Genomic DNA, 19,187 nt, shown 5'->3' with positions numbered 1-19,187 from the left:
AGAGCGGGCAGGACGGCCCGGTGACGGGGCCGGTGTGGTGGACGCTGCGGCAGCCGCGGCGGCCGTTGACCTTCACGCCACCAGGGCGGTGCTGGTGCGGGCGAACGCGCTGCTGGGCACGAACTACTCGCTGCACGACCTGCGCCACACCGCAGCGATCCGGATGGCCAACGATCCGAACTTCTCGCTGGTGGAGGTGCAGACCATTCTGCGGCACGCCTCGGTGACCAGCACCCAGATCTACCTGCAACCCCGACTGCAGGACCTGATCGCGAAGTTGGCCGACCTGCACGAGCGCCGCCGGGCGGCCGCGGCGCAGCCGCTGGCCGTGCCGGCGGGCTACGACGAGACCGAGCTGGCCGAGTTACTGGGGCTGGACCAGTGACCGGACCGGCGACGACCGTGTCCGCGGCGCCGCCGACGGTGCCGCCGCTGGCCGCCGACGAGCGGTTCGCGGTCAACGGCAGCGTTCACCCGCTGCCCGCCTACGATGCCGGACGCACCCCGCCGCCGCGGCCGCCTGGTTCTCCCGGGGCGGACCTGCTCACGGCCGAGCCCGAGGTGGTGGTCGAGGTGCTGCGGCAGCGGTTGGGACCGGTTCTGCCGCAGCCGGCCACGGTGGTCCCACAGGCCACCGCGACGCGTCGGCTGCTCGGTGGCTGGCGCAGTTTCCCGGCCAGGACTGGGAGCAGCGGTGGCTGGCCAGCGGCGCGGACGAGGCGCCGCGGTCCTGGCTGGACCACGCGGTCGCCGCGGGGGTTGGCGCGAACCGGTATCGGGAGCGGCGGGGCTGTTGTGGCTGCTGCTGGGCCGGGTACTGCGGCCGTCGTATTCGTTCCTGCTCAACTCCCATTTCAGCACGTTGTTCGCAAGTTCCCGGTGCTGCACGACGCAGGCGAGTTCGCCGTGGTGCGGGTGATGCCGGCAACTGTCCGGTGAGGACCTGCTGACCTACGCCGATCTGGTGCGCACCTCCGGGCGGCACCGGCGCGAGCACCTGGCGTGGGAGCTGCTCGTCGCGCTCGGCCCGCTGGCCGGGGAACCCCCGACGCTGCGCGCGGTGTGGACGGCCAAGGGCAACAGCCGCCAGCACGACCCGGCCGGGATCCTGGCCCGCTACGGGCTGCCGCCCAGCCCGGTGCGGGACGTGCTGATCGACTACCTCACCGAGGTCCGGCCGGGTCTGGACTACGGCAGCTGGCTGCGCTACGCCCACACCCTCGGCCGGGCGTTCTGGTGGGAGATCCTGCAGACCAACCCCGACCAGCAGGATCTGCGCCTGGCCCCCGAGGTGGTCACCGAGTGGCGACGCCGCATCAAGCTGACCGCGACCGGGCAGCCCCGCCGCGACGTGCACAGCCTGCTGTTCCGGGTCCGCGGGTTCTACCGGGACCTACAGCGACGGGCCCTGGACGAGCCGGCTCGCTGGGGTGTGTGGGCCGCCCCGTCCCCAGTGCGGGACACCGACGTGCGGGCGCTGCGTAAGGCCAAACGTCACCAGCAGGCCCGTACCCAGCAACGCACCCGCGTGCTCACCCCGCTGCTGCCGAAGCTGGTCGCCACCGCAACGGCACGGCGGGACTGGTCGGTGCGGCTGCTGGCCGCCGCCGGAGGCACCGGCCACGACGAACAGGTCGTGGTCGACGGCGTCACCTACGTCCGCCACGACCCGCCGCCGCTGTACCTGCGCCAACGGCGTTCCCGCATCTGGCTGCGCGGACCGGACGGCACACACCTGGACGTCACCGCTCTGGAAGCGGACTGCTTCTGGGCCTGGGCGCTGATCGAGACGCTGCGGCTGACCGGCTGCCGGATCGAGGAGGCGATGGAGCTGACCCAGCTCTCGCTGCGCCACTACACCCCGCCGACCACCGGCACCGTGGTGCCGCTGCTGCACATCGTGCCCTCCAAACTCGACATCGAGCGGCTCATCCCGATGGCCCCGGAACTGGTCACGGTGCTGCTCACCATCGTGCGCCGGGTCCGCGGCACCGACGGGCGGATCCCGCTGTCCATCCGCTACGACACCCAGGACCGCGTCCACGGCGCGCCCCTACCGCACCTGTTCTCCCGCCCGGTCGGTGCCCGCCAGGAGGTGCTCTCCGGCAGCTGCATCCGCACCATCCTCAACGTCACGGCCGAGGCCGCCGGGCTGGAGGACAACGGCGAACCGGTCCGGTTCACCCCGCACGACTTCCGTCGCCTGTTCACCACCGAACTCGTCGGCGCCGGCCTGCCCCTGCACATCGCCGCCACCCTGCTCGGTCACCTGGACCTGGACACCACCCGCGGCTACACCGCCGTCTTCCCCGCCGACGTCTCACCGCCCACCGGAAGATGATCGACCCCCGCCGCAGCCTGCGGGACTCCGCCGAATACCGCGAGGTCACCCCCGACGAGTGGGCCGAATTCGAGGCGCACTTCCAGCTTCGCCGGGTCGCGCTCGGCGGCTGCTTCCGCCCCTACGGCACCCCCTGCGTGCACGAACACGCCTGCATCCGCTGCCCGTTCCTGCGCCTGGACCCGGCCCAGACCCCCGCCGCTGGACAGCATCGAAGCCAACACCCGCGGCCGGCTCACCGAAGCCCGCGGCCGACAGTGGCTCGGCGAGGTCGCCGCCCTCGAGGAAAGCCTGCGCCACATCAGGGACAAGCGCCGCCAGCTCGCCGGTACCGACCGGCATGGTCAGCCCGATGGCCCACTACCCGTGCGCAAGTGGCAGTAACGTTCCCACTTTGAGCATGAGGTAGAAGCTGCAGCTCACCATCAGACACGTCGGCGTCACCGTCGCCGTGGTGACGGTGACCGGGGCACTCACCCCGGTCACCGCACCGTCCCTGCTCACCGAGGGCGTCGCGCTGATCGACACCGGCCGTCGCAACCTCGTGCTCGACCTCACCGAGGTCCCGTCCTGCGACTCCACGGGCACCGGCGTGTTCCAGGACCTGCACCACCTGGCCGGCAACGTCAGCGGGAAGGTGGTGCTGACCGCGATCCGCGGACCGGTGCAGCGCCAGCTCGAACGGGCCGGGCTCATCGGCTTGGTCCCCACGACCATGACCCCGGGCGACGCGCTGCGCGCCGTCGGAGCCGAGCCCGACACCACGGACGGCAGAGCACACCCCGCCGCTGGCTGACGGGCCAGTCTTAGGTTGACCCGATCGTGGGAAGTGCCCGTGCACTGCGGCTCGTAGCGGCTGAGGATGCTGTCATGCCGCTGCCCGCGCTGGTCGCCCCGATGCTGGCCACCGACCGCCAGCCACCGGAGGGTCCCCGGTGGGCCTTCAAGTGGAAGTGGGACGGCATCCCCGCGGTCGTGGCCGCCTACCCCGAACTGCAGACTCTGCCCGGCCTGGTCACGGAGCCGGTGCTGCTCGACGGCGAACTGGTCACCTCGACACCCACGGGCGACCGGACTTCGGCCGGCTCCAGGCACGGATGAACCTCGACGGCCGTCGCTGACCTGACGTACATTACTCGGGCTCCGGCCGTACGGCACAGGGTCGTCGTCGGGTGCACGCGGAAGTAGCTGAAGAACACCTGCGTGGTCAGGAAACCGAAGTAGTACAGCAGGCCGGTCAGCAGCGTCGCGTTCGCGGCCAGGGTGCGACCACCCGCAGCGCCCTGGCCGGCCCGGACTGCGGCGGCGTCCGGGAGCGGGGTGGTGACAGCCGGGTCCTAGCCACCGGAGTCAGTTGTGTCCGAAGTGGACTCTTCCGTGGTCGTCTCGTCCGTGGTCTCGCACGGGGCGGCCGTGATGGTGATCGTCCCGCCCGGGTACACCGGATCCGGCGAGATGTCCGTCGCGCAGTCGCCGGAACCGACGATCCGCACCCGCACACCACACCGGTCCGGCCCGCAGAACTGCGCGAGCTGGCGCAGGATCGCACCCTGCGCGCTGGTCGGCCCTGCCGCGCGGACCGTGCTGTCGTAGTCGATCGGGCTGCCCGGAACCCCCGGCGGTTCCCTCTTCGACGTGCGGGTCGTCGTCGGGTCCGCGGCCGTGCCGGTCGTCTCTGCCGTGGTGGTGATTTCGGCCGGGCTGTCCGCCGGCTGTTCGCCGGGAATCGGCGACCCACCCGCGCACCCCGCGAGGGCCGCGCCGATCAGCAGCGCACCGTGATACCTCCGCATGGCTCACCTCCCGGAGGAAGTTTCTGCTTATCAGTACGCATCCGGAGCGCGACTTGATACAGCAGCCAGCTCCTCCCTTCGGGTGAATCAGCGGCTTCGTCCTCTTGATCTCGTTTCGCGAACCGTAGCTGCTCCGTACCGGTTTCGTTCAACTCCGTGACCTGGGTCTTCTCCGTGAGCGGCTCGGGCGGCGCGTCAGCGGATCGTCGACGTCGGGGGATAGGAATGTGGTGCACTGACGTACGCGATGAAAGGAACACGATGATTTCCGGCAGAAGGGCTGCTCTGCTCGCCATGACGACGGCTGCGCTGGCAGCACCGGTGGTGCTGGCTACGCCTGCCTCGGCGGCCACCTGGGACCACAGCATGAGCACGAATGACAGTGACCCCGGCGGCCGGGTGCAGTTCCGGGTGGACGGCGACCGGTTCAGGCTCTGCGACATCGAGGCCGACGGGTGGAAGGTGAACCTGAGGATCTGGGACGAGTACGACGCCGTGGTCGACGAGTCGTCGGTCGGCACGAACGGCAACTGCGTCGAGCGCGTCGCAACCGAGTTCGGGGTGAGGAGTCTCCGGGACGGGCGCTACTACACCTTCGAAATCTGGTTGTCGAAATCCGGTACCTCCTACGCCTACGCGGACGAGGCGACCTGGAAAGCCTGATGTCGAGAGGGGCCGGCTTCTCCTGGCGGGAAGCCGGCCCGCCCGGCCAGAAGGACCGCGACGCCGCGCAGGGAGCGACCCTCACGCACGTCCGCGTAGTCGCAGTGGGGGCTTCCCCGCCAGGGCCCGACATGGCGCGGTCGAGGAAGGCGGCACTCGCCGCCTGGGTCGGCAGCGCTCTCGAGTACTACGCCTTCTTCATCTACGGCACGGCCGCGGCGCTGGTGTTCGGCAAGATCTTCTTCCCGGTCTCGGACCCGGCGACCGGCACGTTGCTGGCCCTGTCCACGTTCGGCGTGGGCTACGTGTCGCGGCCGTTGGGCGCGATCCTGCTCGGCCACCTCGGCGACCGGTTCGGGCGCAAGCGGGTGCTCGTGCTCACCCTGCTCCTGATGGGCGTGTCGACGGTGCTGGTCGGCTGTCTGCCCAGCTACCAGACCGCCGGGGTCGCCGCGCCGGTCATGCTCGTCGCGCTGCGGCTGCTGCAGGGGCTGTCCGCGGGCGGCGAGCAGGCGAGCGCGAACTCGATGCCGCTGGAACACGCGCCGGAGAACCAGCGCGCCTACTACACCAGCTTCACCCTCAGCGGCACCCAGGCCGGGCAGATCGTCGCCACCGCCGTGTTCCTCCCGGTCGCCGCGCTGCCGCAGGACGTCCTGCTGTCCTGGGGTGGCGCGTGCCGTTTTGGGGCAGCGCGCTGATGGGTTCTCGTCGGCTACCTGGTGCGCCGCACGGTCGAGGAGACCCCGGTGTTCGAGCAGGAGGTCCGCACCGGCGAGGTCACCAAGCTGCCGCTGATCGTGCTGCTGCGCGAGCACTGGGCCACGTGCTCGGGGTGATCGTCGCCGCGCTGAGCGCCTCCGTCAGCACCATCTTCACCGTCTACGCGCTGTCCTATGCGGTCAACACCGTCGGCCTGAGCAAGACGCCGATGCTGTGGGCCGGGGTCCTCACCGCCACCAAGGGCATGGTGGGGCGCCTGGGGTCGTGATGCGTGGTCCGACTGGACGTCGCACCGCTGCCGTTGGACACGTGACTCGGCTGGTTGAGGCGACCACCTCAGTCCAGCCCGCCTTACAGCATCATGGACACTGACCCCCGGCGAGGGCCGCCGTACCGGTACCCTCGGAGCTTTGCTGTTCGGCGTGCACGACGACCGAGGCCGTCTGCTCTACGCCGGACACGTCGGCCCTGGCACGGCCTGCGCCCCGACCGCGACCCGGCCAAAGTAATCCATATCCCGTCCCGAGGGGATGTCGCGTCATCGGCGGGTGAGAGCGTCGTCGCCAGGCAATCTTTTTGGCAGCGAGCGAAGTACGCGCTCGTCGAGCACGGCAAGCGTGGTGGCTTCCTCACCAGTTCGAGTAGCTTGAGCGCCATGCTGAGCCCGACTCATGTCTTGGCGATCCTCAAGGGTGCCGCGCGTGCGGACGGCGACGTGGAGAAACACTTCGGGAGCGTGCTCGGGTTCAGGACGCACCTCGCGGCCGCTCAACGACTCGGGTTGGTGTCTGAGCTGCCGGGCGACTCGACGCACGAGGCGTGCCTGCCGTTGTGCTCACCGAAGAGGGCGGGACTTTGTCACCCGCTTCCGGCTAGCCGAGCTCTCCGATGGCCGGGCCAACAGTAGCCGCGAGATCGGACCGGTTCCGAACCGGCGCGGATCGGCGGCACGCCGCGCGAGCATCGGCAACGCGTCCGCGACACGACGGGCAGCCGCAGCTTGGTGCGTGCGGCCCTGCGACTGCTGCCACGCGGCGATTTCAGCGATCAGACCGGCTAGGTGTACTTGGCCGTTAGGTTGGTGGCAGTCGGCTGGTGGGTGGGTGGCCGCCGAGTGCGTTGTGGCGGCGTTGAGTGTTGTAGTGCTCGAGCCAGGGCGCAAGCGCGGCGGCTCGTTCGGTGTTGCTGGTGAACACCTGCCGGTAGGCCCACTCGGTTTGCAGGGTGCGGTTGTAGCGCTCGACCTTGCCGTTTTGCCAGGGGCAGTGGGGCTTGATGAACTTCTGCCGGATGCTGTGCTCGGCACAGACGTGCCGGAGTGACCAGCGATAGGCCCAGGCGTTGTCGGTCATCAACCGCTCGATTCTGGTGATGCCATGCTTGGCGAAGTAGGCGATGGCCCGGGCGAGGAAAGCGGCGCAGGTGCCGCCCTTCTCGTCGGGCAGGATCTCGGAGTAGGCCAGCCGGGAGTGATCGTCGACCAACGAGTGGACGAAGTCGAAACCGATTCTGGCGTTGCGGTCGCGCGTGGCGTCCCGGTGAGCGCGGCCATGCGCTCGCCAGCCGCCGCCCTCGGGGATCCGACCGATTTTCTTCACGTCCATGTGCACTAGCTCGCCCGGGGTATTGCGCTCATACCGCACCGCGGTGGTCTTGCTGGCCCGGATGACCTGCCCGGTGAGTGGGTCCAGCGCCGACAGCCGAGGCGCGTTGTGGCGGGCCAGCACGCGCGACACCGTCCGCGCCGGCACTCCCAGCTGCGCCCCCAGCCAGTCCGGACCGCGACGCTCCCGCTGCCGCAGCTCGAGGATCTGCCGCTCGGTCTCGGCACTGGTCCGCCGCGGTGAGGAATGGGGACGTGAGGACCGGTCGTGCAGGCCGGCTTCGCCCTCGGCGGCGTGCCGGTCCAACCAGGTCTTCACGCACTTGCGTGAAATGCCCATTGCCTTCGCGATATGTGCCTGTGGCCACCCCTGACGATGCCGCTGGACGATCAGCAACCTGCCCAAGAACGTCGTACGGGCATTACGGTGTGACACGAGAGCCTCCGGCCTGGCGTGGGTCCTAGACAAGCCACACCCCAACCGGAGGCTCTCCCCATGTCAACACCAGCCAGCCGCTACCAACGTCCTGGCCAAGTACAGCTAGGGCGACAAGCAGTGCAAGCCCGGCGAACTTCTCCCTGCCACGTCCGGACAGCGCACCCACGGCTGCCAACGTCGCGACGCCTGCCGCAGGTCTCGTGCGACTGACCCGATGCGCTGAGGCAGGACCCGGTGTGGTGTGCGTGCTGCACGGTCGTACCGCTCAGTGCTTGCTGCAAGGGCTCCGGCATCATGGCCCTCTCTACCACGGGCTAGCGTCGCGAGTACCTCGCTCGTCGCGTGGATGACCCCCTCGACATCCTTGCTGCCGCGGCGGACTGCGGAGTTTGCCCGTTCGACGGCGTCAGTAGCCACCTCGATCGCTCGATGGCGGTCCGCGCGCGTGGCGCGGCCGTCATCGGTGTAGACGATCGGGTGGTCGACCGGAGGTGCGGTTGACCAGCGGGCGATTAGCTTCGGCCACGTCAGGTCGGCGGCAAGTTTCCGAACCCGAGAACGCGACTGGACGGCCGTCGGCTGTGACGTCACCTGGAAGAGACACCGTGTAACCGCGGATCTCGCCGTCGCCGCCGACCGTCGTTCGCGGGTTGAGGCCCTCGCGGCGGAGCTCGCGCAGAAACTCATCACCGCTGCTTGCGCTCGCGGCACACTGAGAGACCGCTCGCCGAAGCTGCTGCCGCGCAGTCAACTCCCAGCCCTTCCGGTCGGCCTTGCCCCGCTCGCGACGAGACAGCGCCTGTGTAGCCGTCTTGTCTGAAGTCGCTGTGCTCCGCAGTCCAAGTTCATGCTCGAGCGTCCGACACTCCGCGCGCAGCCTTGGATAGTCCCGGTATGGGTAGATACGTTTGCCAGTCTGCTCGGAGACCAGGATCGCCATCAAGTGAATGTGGTCGTCAGCGTGCCGCACGGCGATCCATCGAGCCCCGGCCTGGTGAATCCCGGTTGCCTTCATCAGTCGCTCGGTGACGTGTTCCCACTGCTTGTCAGTCAGAGTCGGGTCGTCGGGGTGAAGACGGAGGGGACAGTGCCAGAAACAACCCGGTCTGAGGATGAAGGCATCCTTCTTCGCGTCAAACCGGTAGTGCTTGACCCACGGCGGCGCATCCCTTGGTAGCCGCCGTCCCCCGCGCAGCGCCTCGGCCCAATGATGCGGGAGCTTGCGCGAATTGCTGAGTGGAAGTCCCGCGGCGGCGGCAAGCTCCTGCATGGTCTCGGTCAGTGGTCCCAGGTCGAGCTCAAGCCGGTCGGCGTCGACGAACCGCAGGTACGCGACGGTCCGTTCCATGTTCTGCCGGTAGCGCGAGCCGAGCAGCCGGACGCGGCCCAGCTCGAGCGGCCGCGGCCGGGCCGGTTCCGCGGCGGCGGCCGCCGTGGCGGGCAGCGCCGCGACCAGCCCCGCTGCCGCGGCCAGCCCGAACACGCCCCGGCGGGTCAGGCCGGTCATCGGATCTCCTCCTGGCGGTACGGCACGAGGCGGGCGGGCCCGGCCAGGCCGTACGCCTGCCGGGTGGCGATGCCGAAGACGGCCGGGTTGCTCACCCGCAGCCGGTTCAGCAGCGTGGTGGCGACCTCGACCTCGAGGGTGTTGCGGCCCGGGCGCAGCCACGGCCCGACGTCGACCACCGGGTCGAGCACGTCGGCGGGCGGCAGGGCGCGGCCGTTGACCGTGACGCGGTAGGTGTCGAACACCTCGCCGAGTTCGAGGTAGGCGCCGAGACCGGGACGCCACGAGCCGAGGTCGACCGTGGTGCGGTAGCGGCCGACGCCGGAGACGTCCCGCAGCTCGGGGATCGCCGGCCAGGCGGCCAGGGCGGTCAGGGTGAGCCGGTGGGTGGTCTTCACCGTCTCGGTGGGGGTCGCGCCGGGCTGCCAGTCCTCGACCTCGAGGTCCCACGCGGTGAGCGGCACCGGCGCGGGCACAGCGTCCACGGTGGTGCGCACGACGCGACCGGTGGACAGCGTGGTCGAGTAGGTGCCGGCCGCGGTGGCACGCAGCACCAGCTTGCCGTCGTCGAACCGGACGTCCGCGTCGGAGGCGGTGGCGTGCGGCGTGCGGGCGCCCGGGCCGAAGCCGATCAGCATCGACTGGCCGGGGTTGAGGGCGACCCGCACCCGCACCTTGTCGCCGGCGCGCTCGTAGGTGCCGATCCGTTCCACGCGGCCGGTCCACGCGTCGAACAGGTACGGCTCGGCGGAGCGGTCGCGGGAAGTGAGCCAGACGTCCTGGTCCACCGCGGTGATGCGGCGGTTCTCGGCGTGCCGGGCGTTGGCGAGGTAGTAGTAGTCGACGCCGTCATCGACCCGGTGCACGGTCATGATCGTGGAGCGGGCGTATTCGACGTCGCGGGTCACGCCGAGGTCGGCGAGCGCGCCGGGGATGCCGTTGGCGTCGGCGGCCACCCGCACCCGCGGCAGGGCGACGAGCTGGGCGAGCAGCGTCCGGAGCTGGTCGTTCTCGCCGGGCTGGGCGATGCCGACCGAGTGCACGTCGGTCCAGCTGCCGACCACCACGACGGCCAGCCCGGCGCGGGCCAGGTCGAGCAGCCGGCGCGCGGCGTGCACGGACAGGGTGTGTTCCCGGTTGCGGAAGATGTCGCCGTCGAGGATCAGCGCCTTGTAGGCCGGGCCGTCCGGGGCGAGGCGGCCGTCGCGCACGACCGCGCTGGGCAGGTCCAGCATCGGCTCGCTGAGGAAGCCGTGCGTCCAGCCGACCGGGATGCCGTCGTTGGTCGCCCACGGCGCGCCGATGCCGGTGGAGGTCCAGCCCTTCTGCCGGAAGAACGCCAGATCGGTCTTCTGGACACCGGCGCGCAGCACGAGCTGCGTGCGGGCGAACCAACCGGCGATGTCCGGGACGTGGCCCCAGGTCGGCTGGCGCGGGCCCCATGCCTCGGCGTAGCCGATGCCGGTGCCGTTGTAGGGCGAGAACGCCGCGAAGCCCGGCCACGCCGCGCCGGGCGCCGACGCGTAGGAGAAACCGTGCAGGACGGCCTGGTTGACGCCGCCGGCGAAGACGCTGCCCATGGTCTGCAGCACCTTGTCCCAGGTGGTGCTGTAGGCGCCGTTGGCGTAGGCGGCGGACTCACACGACAGCAGCCGCCGTCCGCCCATGTCGCGGCCGGACGCGAGCACGCGGTAGTCGTCGAGGTTCTTGAAGCCCAGCGACTCGCTTTCCGGCACGTCGAGCAGCGCGGCGCTGCGGATGGCGTCGGTGGGCAGGCCGTAGGGCTGCACGCGCAGGGTCATGCCCAGGCCGTGCGCGAAGTCGCGCAGCGGGAGCAGGTGGTTTTCGTGGTAGAGGTCGGAAAGGACCTGGTTGTGGTCGTCGCGGACGTGGTTGGTGGTCTCGCTGTCGAAGGTGAACGGGTACTTCTCGTTGCGCTGCACGATCACCGGCAAGTACGGCAGCAGGTCGTAGCCGGCGCGGCGGCGGAACTCGGCGAGGTGATCCGGCGTCCAGGGCGTCGCCTCGGTCTCGATCTCCAGCGAGTCCTCGAACAGGTCGCCGCCGGTCTCGCGCAGCAGGCGGCGGATCGCCGGGGTGAGGATCGTGCTGTGCCACACGTCGATCACCGCCTGGGCGCCGGCGCGGCTGAAGTGGTCGACGACGTAGGCCGGCGGCTCGGTGTGCGGCCCGGCTTCCGGTTGCTGCGCGGAGCCTCGCAGCCAGTAGGCGATGATCGCCCAGGTGCCCTCGGGAGCGGTCCAGGTCTCGCCGGAACCGAGCGTGCGGACGGTCGCCGGGTCGAGGGTGACGGTGGCGGCCGTGGTGGCGCCGATGACCTTCGCGACCTGCACGGCCACGAGGTCCTGCCGGTGCACGCCCTCCTCGGGCGGCTCGACGGCGGCGGGCGGCGGTCCGGAGTAGACGGTGCCGCCCTGGACGAACGTCACGCCGTGCGCGAGTTCCTTGCAGGCGGCCGGGTGGTCCGGGGTGATGGTGGGCACGGCGGTCGGCCAGCACGGCCCGAGCGCGAGGTCGACGCGCAGCTTGCGGTCCCTGGCGCGGCGCAGGGCGGTCTCCACGGCGGCGAGCCAGGCCGGGGTGCCCCAGCCGTGGCCGGCCGGGTCGAGGTCGGCGCGGACGCTGTGGTGCACGTCCTGGATCTCGACGCCGCCGAACCCGGCGTCGGCGATCTGGTCGACCTCGCGGGCGATCTCGCCGAGGTCGACCAATCCGTGCGGCCACCACCAGCGGAACTTCGCGGCGGTGTCGGGGCCCGGGGCGGCGAACCGCTGCGCGAACGGCCTGCCGGGTGCGGCCAGGGCGGGCGGCGCGGACGGCAACGCGGCGGCCAGGCCGAGGGCGGCGCTGGCGCCGAGGAAGGTGCGCCGGGTGAGTCTGGTCATGGGGAAACTCCGGGGACTGGGGAGGGGGATGGGGAAAACGAGCGGCACGGTGCTGCCCCGATGACAGCGGGGCAGCACCGGCTGAGCGCGACGAGCCAGTCAGCGGCACTGGTCCAGCCGCGCGGTCACCACGGCCTGCGGCCGCAGCACCACCGGGCCCACCAGGCCCGACGGAAGGATCCTGTGGCACGAGCCAGTCAGCGGCACTGGTCCAGCCGCGCGGTCACCACGGCCTGCGGCCGCAGCACCACCGGGCCCACCAGGCCCGACGGAAGGATCCTGTGGCACGAGCCGCTCAGCGGCACTGGTCCAGCCGCGCGGTCACCACGGCCTGCGGCCGCAGCACCACCGGGCCCACCAGGCCCGACGGGAGGATCTTGTTGCGCGAGTTGGCCAGCGTGTTGGTCACCCGCACCGCGATCGTGTTCTCGCCGGGCTTCAGCAGTGCTGTGGCGTCCACTGTGTACGGACGCCACAACGCCGTGGGCAACACCGCGCCGTTCACGGTCACCGTCGCCAGGTCGTGCACCGCGCCCAGGTCCAGCACCAACCGGCGGCCGGCCAGGTCCCGCGCGGTCAGCGACACCGTCGTCGTGTAGACGGCGCTTCCGGAGAACGTCGGGTCGAAGCTCGTCCACGAACCGAGCGGGCGTTCCGCCTCCACCGCGCCCGGCTTCTCCAGCCGCACCTGCCACGGGCCCGCCAGCGGGATCGGGGTCAGCGCGTCCGTCACCGAAGCCACGCCGCCGTAGCTGCGGCCGTTCGCCGCGCCGGACAGGTGGTACTCGCCGGGCGCGCCGGCGACCACCGTGGCCCGCAGGGACCGTCCGTCCACAGTGACCGCGTCGGCCGGCAGCGTGCCATCGGTCAGGTGCGGGGTCTCCCGGACGCCGTGGCGGAACACCACCGCGAGCGTCTCGTACGGCTGCAACCGCACCGGCACCGCCACACCGTCCCGGTCCGCGCGGTACGCCGTCGCGGTGCGGGCCGAACCGGTGCGCGGGTCCCAGATCTCCGGGACGCCCCCGCTGGGGAACGTCGCGGTCGTCGTCACGACCTGGTCGCTCTCGTTGTTCAGCAAGTACGCGACATCCTGGCCGCGCGCGGTCCGCGACACCCGCACGCTCGGCGCCGCGGGCTCCAAGCGAGCCGCCGCGTACGCCCGGGCCAGCCCGGGCAGCGCCTCGGCGTCGCCCACCACCGCGACGGAACCGGCACCACGCCGCTGCCAGGCGGCACCCGCGTCGCCGAACAGGCGGCTCAGTTCACCCGCCAGCTCGGCGTCCCGGCCACGCGCCTCCCGCGCCGGCAGCGGGCCGACCGCCGCGACGTGCCCGCCGACCTGCACGAACCGCGCCAGCGTGCGCACCGTTTCCAGGTCCAGCACCGGCGTCCGCGGCAGCACCACGAGCTGGTAGGACGCCTGGCCGACGTGCAGCTCACCGGCCCGCGCCACGGCCTGGAACCGCGCCACCGGATCGCCGGACAGCGACGAGTCACTCACCAGGTCGAAATCGACCTGGCCCCGCTCCAGCGCGTACGCGGCGTCCGCGAAGTGCCCGTCCAGCGTGTGCTCGGCGTCGGCCACCCGGGTCTGCTCGGCCGCCCGCTGCGGCTGCACGAGCACGGTCCGCGCCAGGTTCTCGCCCCGGCCCAGCTCCATCACCCGGCCGATCCACGCGTCGACCGCGGGCATGTCCGCCCAGAACGTGCTGCGCGGCCCGAACGGTGGCGGGAAGTTGACCGAGTTCTCGTCGGTCCACATGGCGTGCAGGAACGTCAGGTTCACGCCGCGCGCGGCGAGCGCACCGGTGGTCGCGTGCATGAATTCCGGCGCGACCTGCCAGCCCGAGTTGCCGAACGTCTCCATCACCACGCGCGGCGCGCCGCTCTGGTGCGCGGCGGACGCGGCGTTGCGGCCCAGCATGGTCTGCTCGCCGAGCGTGTAGTCGCCGGTGATCATGTCGCTGCCGGGCACCTGCGCCCACTGGTTGTCCTTGCTCAGGTCACCGGTGGAGTGCATGCGCTGCTGCGGGCCCTCCTCGTCCAGCAGCGGGTTGGTCAGCAGCTGCAGCCCGTGCCGCGCCATCCACTCGGCCTGACGCTGGTAGTAGTTCGTGGCGAACAGATCGTTCACCGCGCGCCAGTAGTAGCCGGCGGCCGGATCGGCGGTGGGGTCCAGGCCGTCCGCGGCGCCCAGGTACGCCACGCCCGGGGTGCCACCGGCGGCGACGATCGCCTGAGCCAGGCCCGGCGAGGCCGGCAGCCGCTTGAACGGGTGCGGCTGCGCGGAGGCGAGGAACGGCTCGTCGTCCCAGAACCCGGGCACCACGGTGCCCATCGCCCACGGGAAGCGCCGCACGTACTCGCCCGGCACGGTGTCCAGGAACGCGTCGGTGGCCGCCGGGTCGAGCAGGTCCAGGTACCCGCGCACGTAACCGCTGGAGTCGTCGCGCAGCAGCGCCTGCGCGTACACGTCCACCTGCCACTGCCCCGCCGGGACCGACCAGGCGCCCTGCGCCGGGTCCAGCTCGACCGCGGTCCGGAAGTCGGCCGTGCCCGCCGGGCGCGCCGCCGCCGCGGTGATCCCGGCCAGGGTGACCCGCGCCGCCGGGAAATCGGTGAGCACCCGCGCGTCGTCGAAGTTCGACGACCACAACACGCCGCCGTCCGGCGCGGTCACCGACAGGGTGTCCCACTGCGACCGCTGGGTGCCCTCGGCCGACACCGCGACCGAGCCCTTCGCGTACGTCGAGTCGGTGGCCGCGGGCTGCACGGTGTTGTTGATCTTCGGCGTGATCGTGTTGCCGGAGACCGTCACCGTGATCGTCTGCGCGCGGGTCGCGGAGAAGCCGGGCGTCGGGATGCCGGTCGTCAGCCGGGTCCGCTGGGTCCCGTCGACCCGCCACACGCTCGTGTTGCCCTTCACGTCGACGTCGACCAGGTAGCCGTTCGTGCCGTCGCTGCGCACCATCAGCTGCGTGCCGCCGCTGGTGAGCGTGACCTTGCCGGTCACCGTGTAGTCGGTCCAGCCGCCGCCCGGGGTCAGCGCCGCGCCGCCGGGCTTGGTCGCCGGATCGACGACGAGCTTGCCGCCGTCCACCGACAGACCCGTGGTCTCGGCGAGCGTCAGCGTCGCCGGACCGGTCACGATGCGGCTGGACCGCAGCAGTCCCTTGAGCCGCAGCTCGGGGTGCTCCTCGGCGACCTTCAGCCCACCCCGGCCGCTCGGGAAGTTGTTGTCGTTGAACAGCCACATCTTCATGCCCGTGCGCTGCGCCTCACGCAGGACGTGCTCGATGAGCGTGAACCACTCCTCGGTGAGGAAGGCCGGCCGCATCGACGCGCCACCGTAGGGGAACACGACGGCCTCGTAGATGCCCTTGTCCCGCATCTCGGCCATCTGCCGGTCGGTGGTCTCCGGCGTGATCGTGTTGTTCCAGTACCAGTAGACGCTCGGCCGGCTGTCCTTCGGCGGGTCGGCGAAGGCGGCCGGATCGAACCGGGACAGATCGGTGGTCGGGGCCGGGCCGGGGCTTTGTGCGGCGGCGGGTGCCGAGGCCAGGCCCACCGCGGTGACAGCCGCGAGCAGGACGGAGACGAGCCTTCTCATGGTGGTGTCCTCTCAGGCCACGCGCGAGCGGAAGGTCCAGGAACCGGAGCCGGCCTCGAAAACCGCCTCGGCGCCGTCCACGCGGACGAAGCGAGCGCCGTCGGCGACCGGGACGTGACCGGTGAACGGCACGTGCACCTCGGCCGTCGCGCCCACCGGCACGGTGACGTCCAGCCGGTACTCGCCGCCGGTGCGGCTCCAGGAGGTGCGGATCTCGCCGTAGGTGCTCTCGTACCGGCCGGAGGCCGAGGTCAGATCGCCGACGACGGCCGGGTCGATCAGCAGGCGCCGGAACCCGGTGGAATCGGGCGTCTGCTCGATGCCGGTCAGCCGCGTCTGCAGCCAGCCGTCCATCGCGCCGAGCATGAAGTGGTTCTGCGACTGGCCGCTGCCGCCGTCCCAGGTCTCGCCGAGCGCGGTCAACCCGGCCTTGACCTGGAAACCCAGGCTGGGGCTGGTGGTCCGGGTCGCGATCAGGTACACGACGTCGTCGCGCCCGGCCTCGGACAGCACGCGCAGCACGGACGGGAACGAGATCTCGCCCATGATCAGGTGCCAGCCGGTCGCCTGGATGCTGTCCACCAGGTGCCGCACCTGCGCGGCCCGCAGGTCCGCGGGCACCGCACCCATGTCCAGCGCCAGTGCGGTCGCGCCCTGCCCGCCGCCGCCGAACAGGCCGGTGGCCGGGTTGTAGTACTTCGCCCACACCTTGCGGGCGAGGTCGTCGGCGCGGGCGCGGTAGGTGGCCGCGTCCGCGTCGCGACCCAGCGCCTGCGCGACCTGCGCGAGCCCGTCGGCGATGGCCCACACCCCGAACGTGCCGGTGATCGCACGCGGCATCACGGGCTTCTCGGTGGTGATCCAGTCGCCGAGGCTGTAGTCGTAGACCCCGCCGTCGATCCAGCGGGTGGTCTGTCCCTCCAGATAGGACAGATACCGCTGCATCGCCGGGTAGTGGGTGCGCAGCAGGTCGGTGTCGCCGTAGGTGCGGTAGGCCTTGAGCGGCAGCAGGACCAGCGCGCCGCCCCAGTTCGGGTCGTCGCGGTAGGTGCCGGCCAGCGTCACGTAGTCCGGCACGGTGCTGGGCACCAGACCGGAGGACTCCTGGCCGTCGGCGATGTCCTGGACGATCTTGCCGAGGTAGGCCTCGACGTCGTAGTTGCGGGCGATCGTGTCGAAGGCCAGGTGGTCCTGCTCCAGCCAGCCCAGCTTCTCCCGGCTCGGGCAGTCGGTGAGCACGCTCTGCATGTTGTTCTCCAGCGCGTGCCGGGTGAGCCGGTGGATGCCGTTGACGATCTCGTTCGACGTGGTGAACTCGCCCGCGGAGTCGTTGTCGGCCATGGTGCGCAGGCCGGTGACCGACAGCTGGGCGTCGTCCGGGACGCCGACGACCTCCAGGTAGCGGAAGCCGTGGTAGGAGAACTCGGGGTGCCAGGTCTGGGCGCCGCCCTTGCCGGTGAAGCTGTCCCAGATCGGCGCGCCGACGTTCGACTTCGACTGGTCGACGCGCCCGTTGCGCAGCGCCTCGGCCGGGAAGACGCGGACCGTGGTGCCGGCGGGGGCGGTCAGCGTGATCCGCGGGATGCCGGCGATGTTGCGGCCGACGTCGAAGACCCGCACACCGGGCGCGGGACGGGACACCTCGGCGCCGGGCAGCTGCTCGACGATGCGGACGGGCTCGCCGCTGCGCGCGGTGAGCTTCGTGGTCGGCGCGGGCGGGGCGACGGCGGTGACCGGCGTCCAGGTGGCGCGGTTCGCGCCCGGCGCGTCCCAGCCCGGGATTTCGCGGCGGGCGTCGTAGTCCTCGCCGCCGTACCAGTTGGACGCGGTGGTCGGGCCGAGCGTGGTGCGCCACGAGGTGTCGGTGCCGACGCGCTGGACGCTGCCGTCGGCCATGGTCAGTTCGAGCTGCGCGATCACCTGCGGGTCGCTCGCGGTGCGGGCGAACTTGCGGTAGCGGCCGGAGGTGTGCAGCGCGTCGGCAGTGCCGTTGCCGACCGCGATGCCGATCGTGTTGCCGCCGCCACGGATCTGGCCGGTGACGTCGTAGGCGGCGTAGGTGACCCGGTCGGCGTAGTCGGTGTTGCCGGGTTCGAGCACGGCGTCCCCGACGCGGGCGCCGTTGAGGCTCGGCACGTACACGCCGAGGCCGCTGACGTACAGGCGGGCCTGCTTCACCTGGCCGTGGACGGTGAAGTCCTTCGCGAACAGCGGCAGGGCCTCGGGCAGCCAGTTCTCCGGCGTGGGCTGGTCCTTGACGGTCGCGGCGACGGTGAACGGGCCGGATGCGGCGGGCGCGGTCTGGATCGTGTAGTCGACGGGGAAGTTCGGGGTCCTGCCGTCGGCGGTGCGGGTGTCGGTGCGCGGGTAGAGCACGACCTGGTCGAAGGTGCGGTCGGCGCCGAGGTCGATGGTCACCCACACCGGCGCGTCCGGGGTGTCGTGCGCGGCGCTCTGGTAGCCGGCGTTGCTCGCCTCCTCCGGGTTGGAGGTGACCAGGCCGTCGGCGATCAGGCCGGGCTCCCACTCCTTGCGGATGGTCTCCGTCTCCGAGGCGGTGACGAACTTGTCCCGCCCGGCGGCGAAGTTGACCGACGGGTCGGCGGAGTTGCGCACCTGCATCTCGGCGAGCTGCAGCCGGTGGGTCAGATCCGGGAAGCGGCGCGCGGTGCCGGTGGTGACGAGGCGGTTGTTGCTGTCGATGGGCTGTTCGGCGAGCGGCAGGCCGAGTTTGGTGACGTCGAGGCGAACGTACCGCGCGGTCCGCCCCGGCAGGGTGACGACCACCGGCTGCGCGGGCTTGCGGCTCAGCTGCCAGTCGTGGTTGGTGACCCAGCCGGCCGTCCAGTCTCCCCGGTCGATGAGGCCGGTTTCGAACCAGGTCGGCTCGCTCCACGCCGAGGGCGCGGGGCCGGACCAGGTGCGCACGCGCCAGTACACGCGCTGACGGCTGGTGAGGGTCTTGCCGGCGTAGGTGGCTTCGACGTCGGCGCTCGCGACGCGGCCGGTGTCCCACAGGTCGGCGCGGCCCCGGCCGAGGGCTTCGGGTGAGGTGGCGGCCTGGATCTGGTAGGCGGACTGCTCGCGCTGGCGTGCGTGCGCGGTGTTCTGCCAGGACAGGACGGGCGCGGTGTCGTCCGTCCCCAGTGGACGGTCCTGGTGCGCGGTGCGCAGGCCGGTGACGGAGACGAGCCCGCCCTGCGCGACGCCCGGCGGGGCGAGCCCGGTCACCAGCGCCGCGGCGACGGTGACCGGGATCAGGATTCTGCGGAGACGAGAACGAGAGCGCATCGGTGCTGCTCCTCCTCGGCCGGTGGGGAAACGGCCGCTGATTCGACGGTGAATCGTTTCAAAACCTGAGGGAACGTTACGTGGACTTCACGTTCGGAACAAGATCGGTGTCCGATTTCGGCCACCCGCGGCCCCTCACGCGGGGGATCTCCGCCCAGGCCGTAGGTTTTCGGGCGTGAGAAGACGTGCTTTCCTCGGATTGTCGGTGCTGTCCGGGCTGACGGTGGCCTGCGGTCGGACCCGGGCCCGGCCCCGGCCACCCCCTCGGACTTCGGCACCCCGCTGCGGATACCGCCGCTGCTGCGGCC

11 protein-coding genes and 1 pseudogene are annotated in these 19,187 nt (G+C 71.3%); 6 read left to right on the top strand and 6 right to left on the bottom strand.

The window, feature by feature from the left end:
* Positions 1 to 37: 37 nt before the first annotated feature.
* From L1857_RS13340 to L1857_RS13325, 4 genes are all read left to right on the top strand, one after another.
* On the top strand, positions 38 to 385 hold the full coding sequence (locus tag L1857_RS13340; RefSeq protein WP_198958188.1) for a tyrosine-type recombinase/integrase: 348 nt from the start codon (positions 38 to 40) through the stop codon (positions 383 to 385).
* A gap of 579 nt (positions 386 to 964) precedes the next feature.
* Positions 965 to 2,341, top strand: coding sequence for a tyrosine-type recombinase/integrase (locus L1857_RS13335; protein ID WP_205413361.1), 1,377 nt, complete (start codon positions 965 to 967; stop codon positions 2,339 to 2,341).
* A gap of 454 nt (positions 2,342 to 2,795) precedes the next feature.
* Positions 2,796 to 3,137, top strand: coding sequence for an STAS domain-containing protein (locus L1857_RS13330; RefSeq protein ID WP_162831197.1), 342 nt, complete (start codon positions 2,796 to 2,798; stop codon positions 3,135 to 3,137).
* A 74-nt stretch (positions 3,138 to 3,211) separates the two neighbouring features.
* On the top strand, positions 3,212 to 3,442 hold the full coding sequence (locus L1857_RS13325) for a DNA ligase-like domain-containing protein (RefSeq protein ID WP_162831198.1): 231 nt from the start codon (positions 3,212 to 3,214) through the stop codon (positions 3,440 to 3,442).
* A gap of 236 nt (positions 3,443 to 3,678) precedes the next feature.
* Here L1857_RS13325 and L1857_RS13320 read toward each other — a convergent pair whose 3' ends face one another.
* Complete coding sequence (locus L1857_RS13320) at positions 3,679 to 4,134, bottom strand: hypothetical protein (RefSeq protein WP_116113238.1); 456 nt, start codon at positions 4,132 to 4,134, stop codon at positions 3,679 to 3,681.
* Between the two features lie 294 nt (positions 4,135 to 4,428).
* On the opposite strand from L1857_RS13320, the gene L1857_RS13315 reads away from it, so the two are divergent.
* Complete coding sequence (locus tag L1857_RS13315) at positions 4,429 to 4,797, top strand: hypothetical protein (RefSeq protein ID WP_198958186.1); 369 nt, start codon at positions 4,429 to 4,431, stop codon at positions 4,795 to 4,797.
* 131 nt (positions 4,798 to 4,928) lie between these two features.
* Positions 4,929 to 5,749 (top strand): annotated as a pseudogene (locus L1857_RS13310) (MFS transporter); the annotation flags it as partial.
* Between the two features lie 844 nt (positions 5,750 to 6,593).
* Here L1857_RS13310 and L1857_RS13300 read toward each other — a convergent pair.
* The 5 genes from L1857_RS13300 to L1857_RS13280 form a co-directional block, all read right to left on the bottom strand.
* Positions 6,594 to 7,559, bottom strand: a complete 966-nt coding sequence (locus tag L1857_RS13300) for an IS481 family transposase (RefSeq protein ID WP_116115564.1) — start codon at positions 7,557 to 7,559, stop codon at positions 6,594 to 6,596.
* A gap of 460 nt (positions 7,560 to 8,019) precedes the next feature.
* A complete protein-coding gene (locus L1857_RS13295; RefSeq protein ID WP_249465207.1) occupies positions 8,020 to 9,069 on the bottom strand; it encodes a relaxase/mobilization nuclease domain-containing protein in 1,050 nt (349 codons plus the stop codon).
* Positions 9,066 to 11,975 (bottom strand): glycosyl hydrolase, encoded by a 2,910-nt coding sequence (locus tag L1857_RS13290; protein WP_249465205.1) that lies wholly within the window; start codon positions 11,973 to 11,975, stop codon positions 9,066 to 9,068. The genes L1857_RS13295 and L1857_RS13290 overlap by 4 nt, the downstream gene beginning before the upstream one ends.
* Before the next feature lie 295 nt (positions 11,976 to 12,270).
* Entirely contained in the window at positions 12,271 to 15,588 is a 3,318-nt protein-coding gene (locus L1857_RS13285; RefSeq protein ID WP_116113993.1) for a glycosyl hydrolase, read from the bottom strand.
* A gap of 12 nt (positions 15,589 to 15,600) precedes the next feature.
* The gene (locus tag L1857_RS13280) at positions 15,601 to 18,879 is read right to left on the bottom strand and encodes a family 78 glycoside hydrolase catalytic domain (protein WP_249465203.1); all 3,279 of its coding nucleotides are present in this window, start codon (positions 18,877 to 18,879) and stop codon (positions 15,601 to 15,603) included.
* Positions 18,880 to 19,187: the final 308 nt, after the last annotated feature.

This window comes from Amycolatopsis thermalba, assembly GCF_023376025.1.
Taxonomy (GTDB): Bacteria; Actinomycetota; Actinomycetes; order Mycobacteriales; family Pseudonocardiaceae; genus Amycolatopsis_E; species Amycolatopsis_E thermalba.
Note: the sequence above shows the minus strand (reverse complement) of the source record. Positions and strands in the feature narration are given on the sequence as shown.

Excerpts from the sequence above, each read along its gene's own strand:
- L1857_RS13325 (WP_162831198.1), top strand. The coding sequence starts at position 3,212 with ATGCCGCTGCCCGCGCTGGTCGCCCCGATGCTGGCCACCGACCGCCAG.
- L1857_RS13320 (WP_116113238.1), bottom strand. The coding sequence starts at position 4,134 with ATGCGGAGGTATCACGGTGCGCTGCTGATCGGCGCGGCCCTCGCGGGG.
- L1857_RS13315 (WP_198958186.1), top strand. The coding sequence starts at position 4,429 with ATGACGACGGCTGCGCTGGCAGCACCGGTGGTGCTGGCTACGCCTGCC.
- L1857_RS13295 (WP_249465207.1), bottom strand. The coding sequence starts at position 9,069 with ATGACCGGCCTGACCCGCCGGGGCGTGTTCGGGCTGGCCGCGGCAGCG.
- L1857_RS13290 (WP_249465205.1), bottom strand. The coding sequence starts at position 11,975 with ATGACCAGACTCACCCGGCGCACCTTCCTCGGCGCCAGCGCCGCCCTC.
- L1857_RS13285 (WP_116113993.1), bottom strand. The coding sequence starts at position 15,588 with ATGAGAAGGCTCGTCTCCGTCCTGCTCGCGGCTGTCACCGCGGTGGGC.
- L1857_RS13280 (WP_249465203.1), bottom strand. The coding sequence starts at position 18,879 with ATGCGCTCTCGTTCTCGTCTCCGCAGAATCCTGATCCCGGTCACCGTC.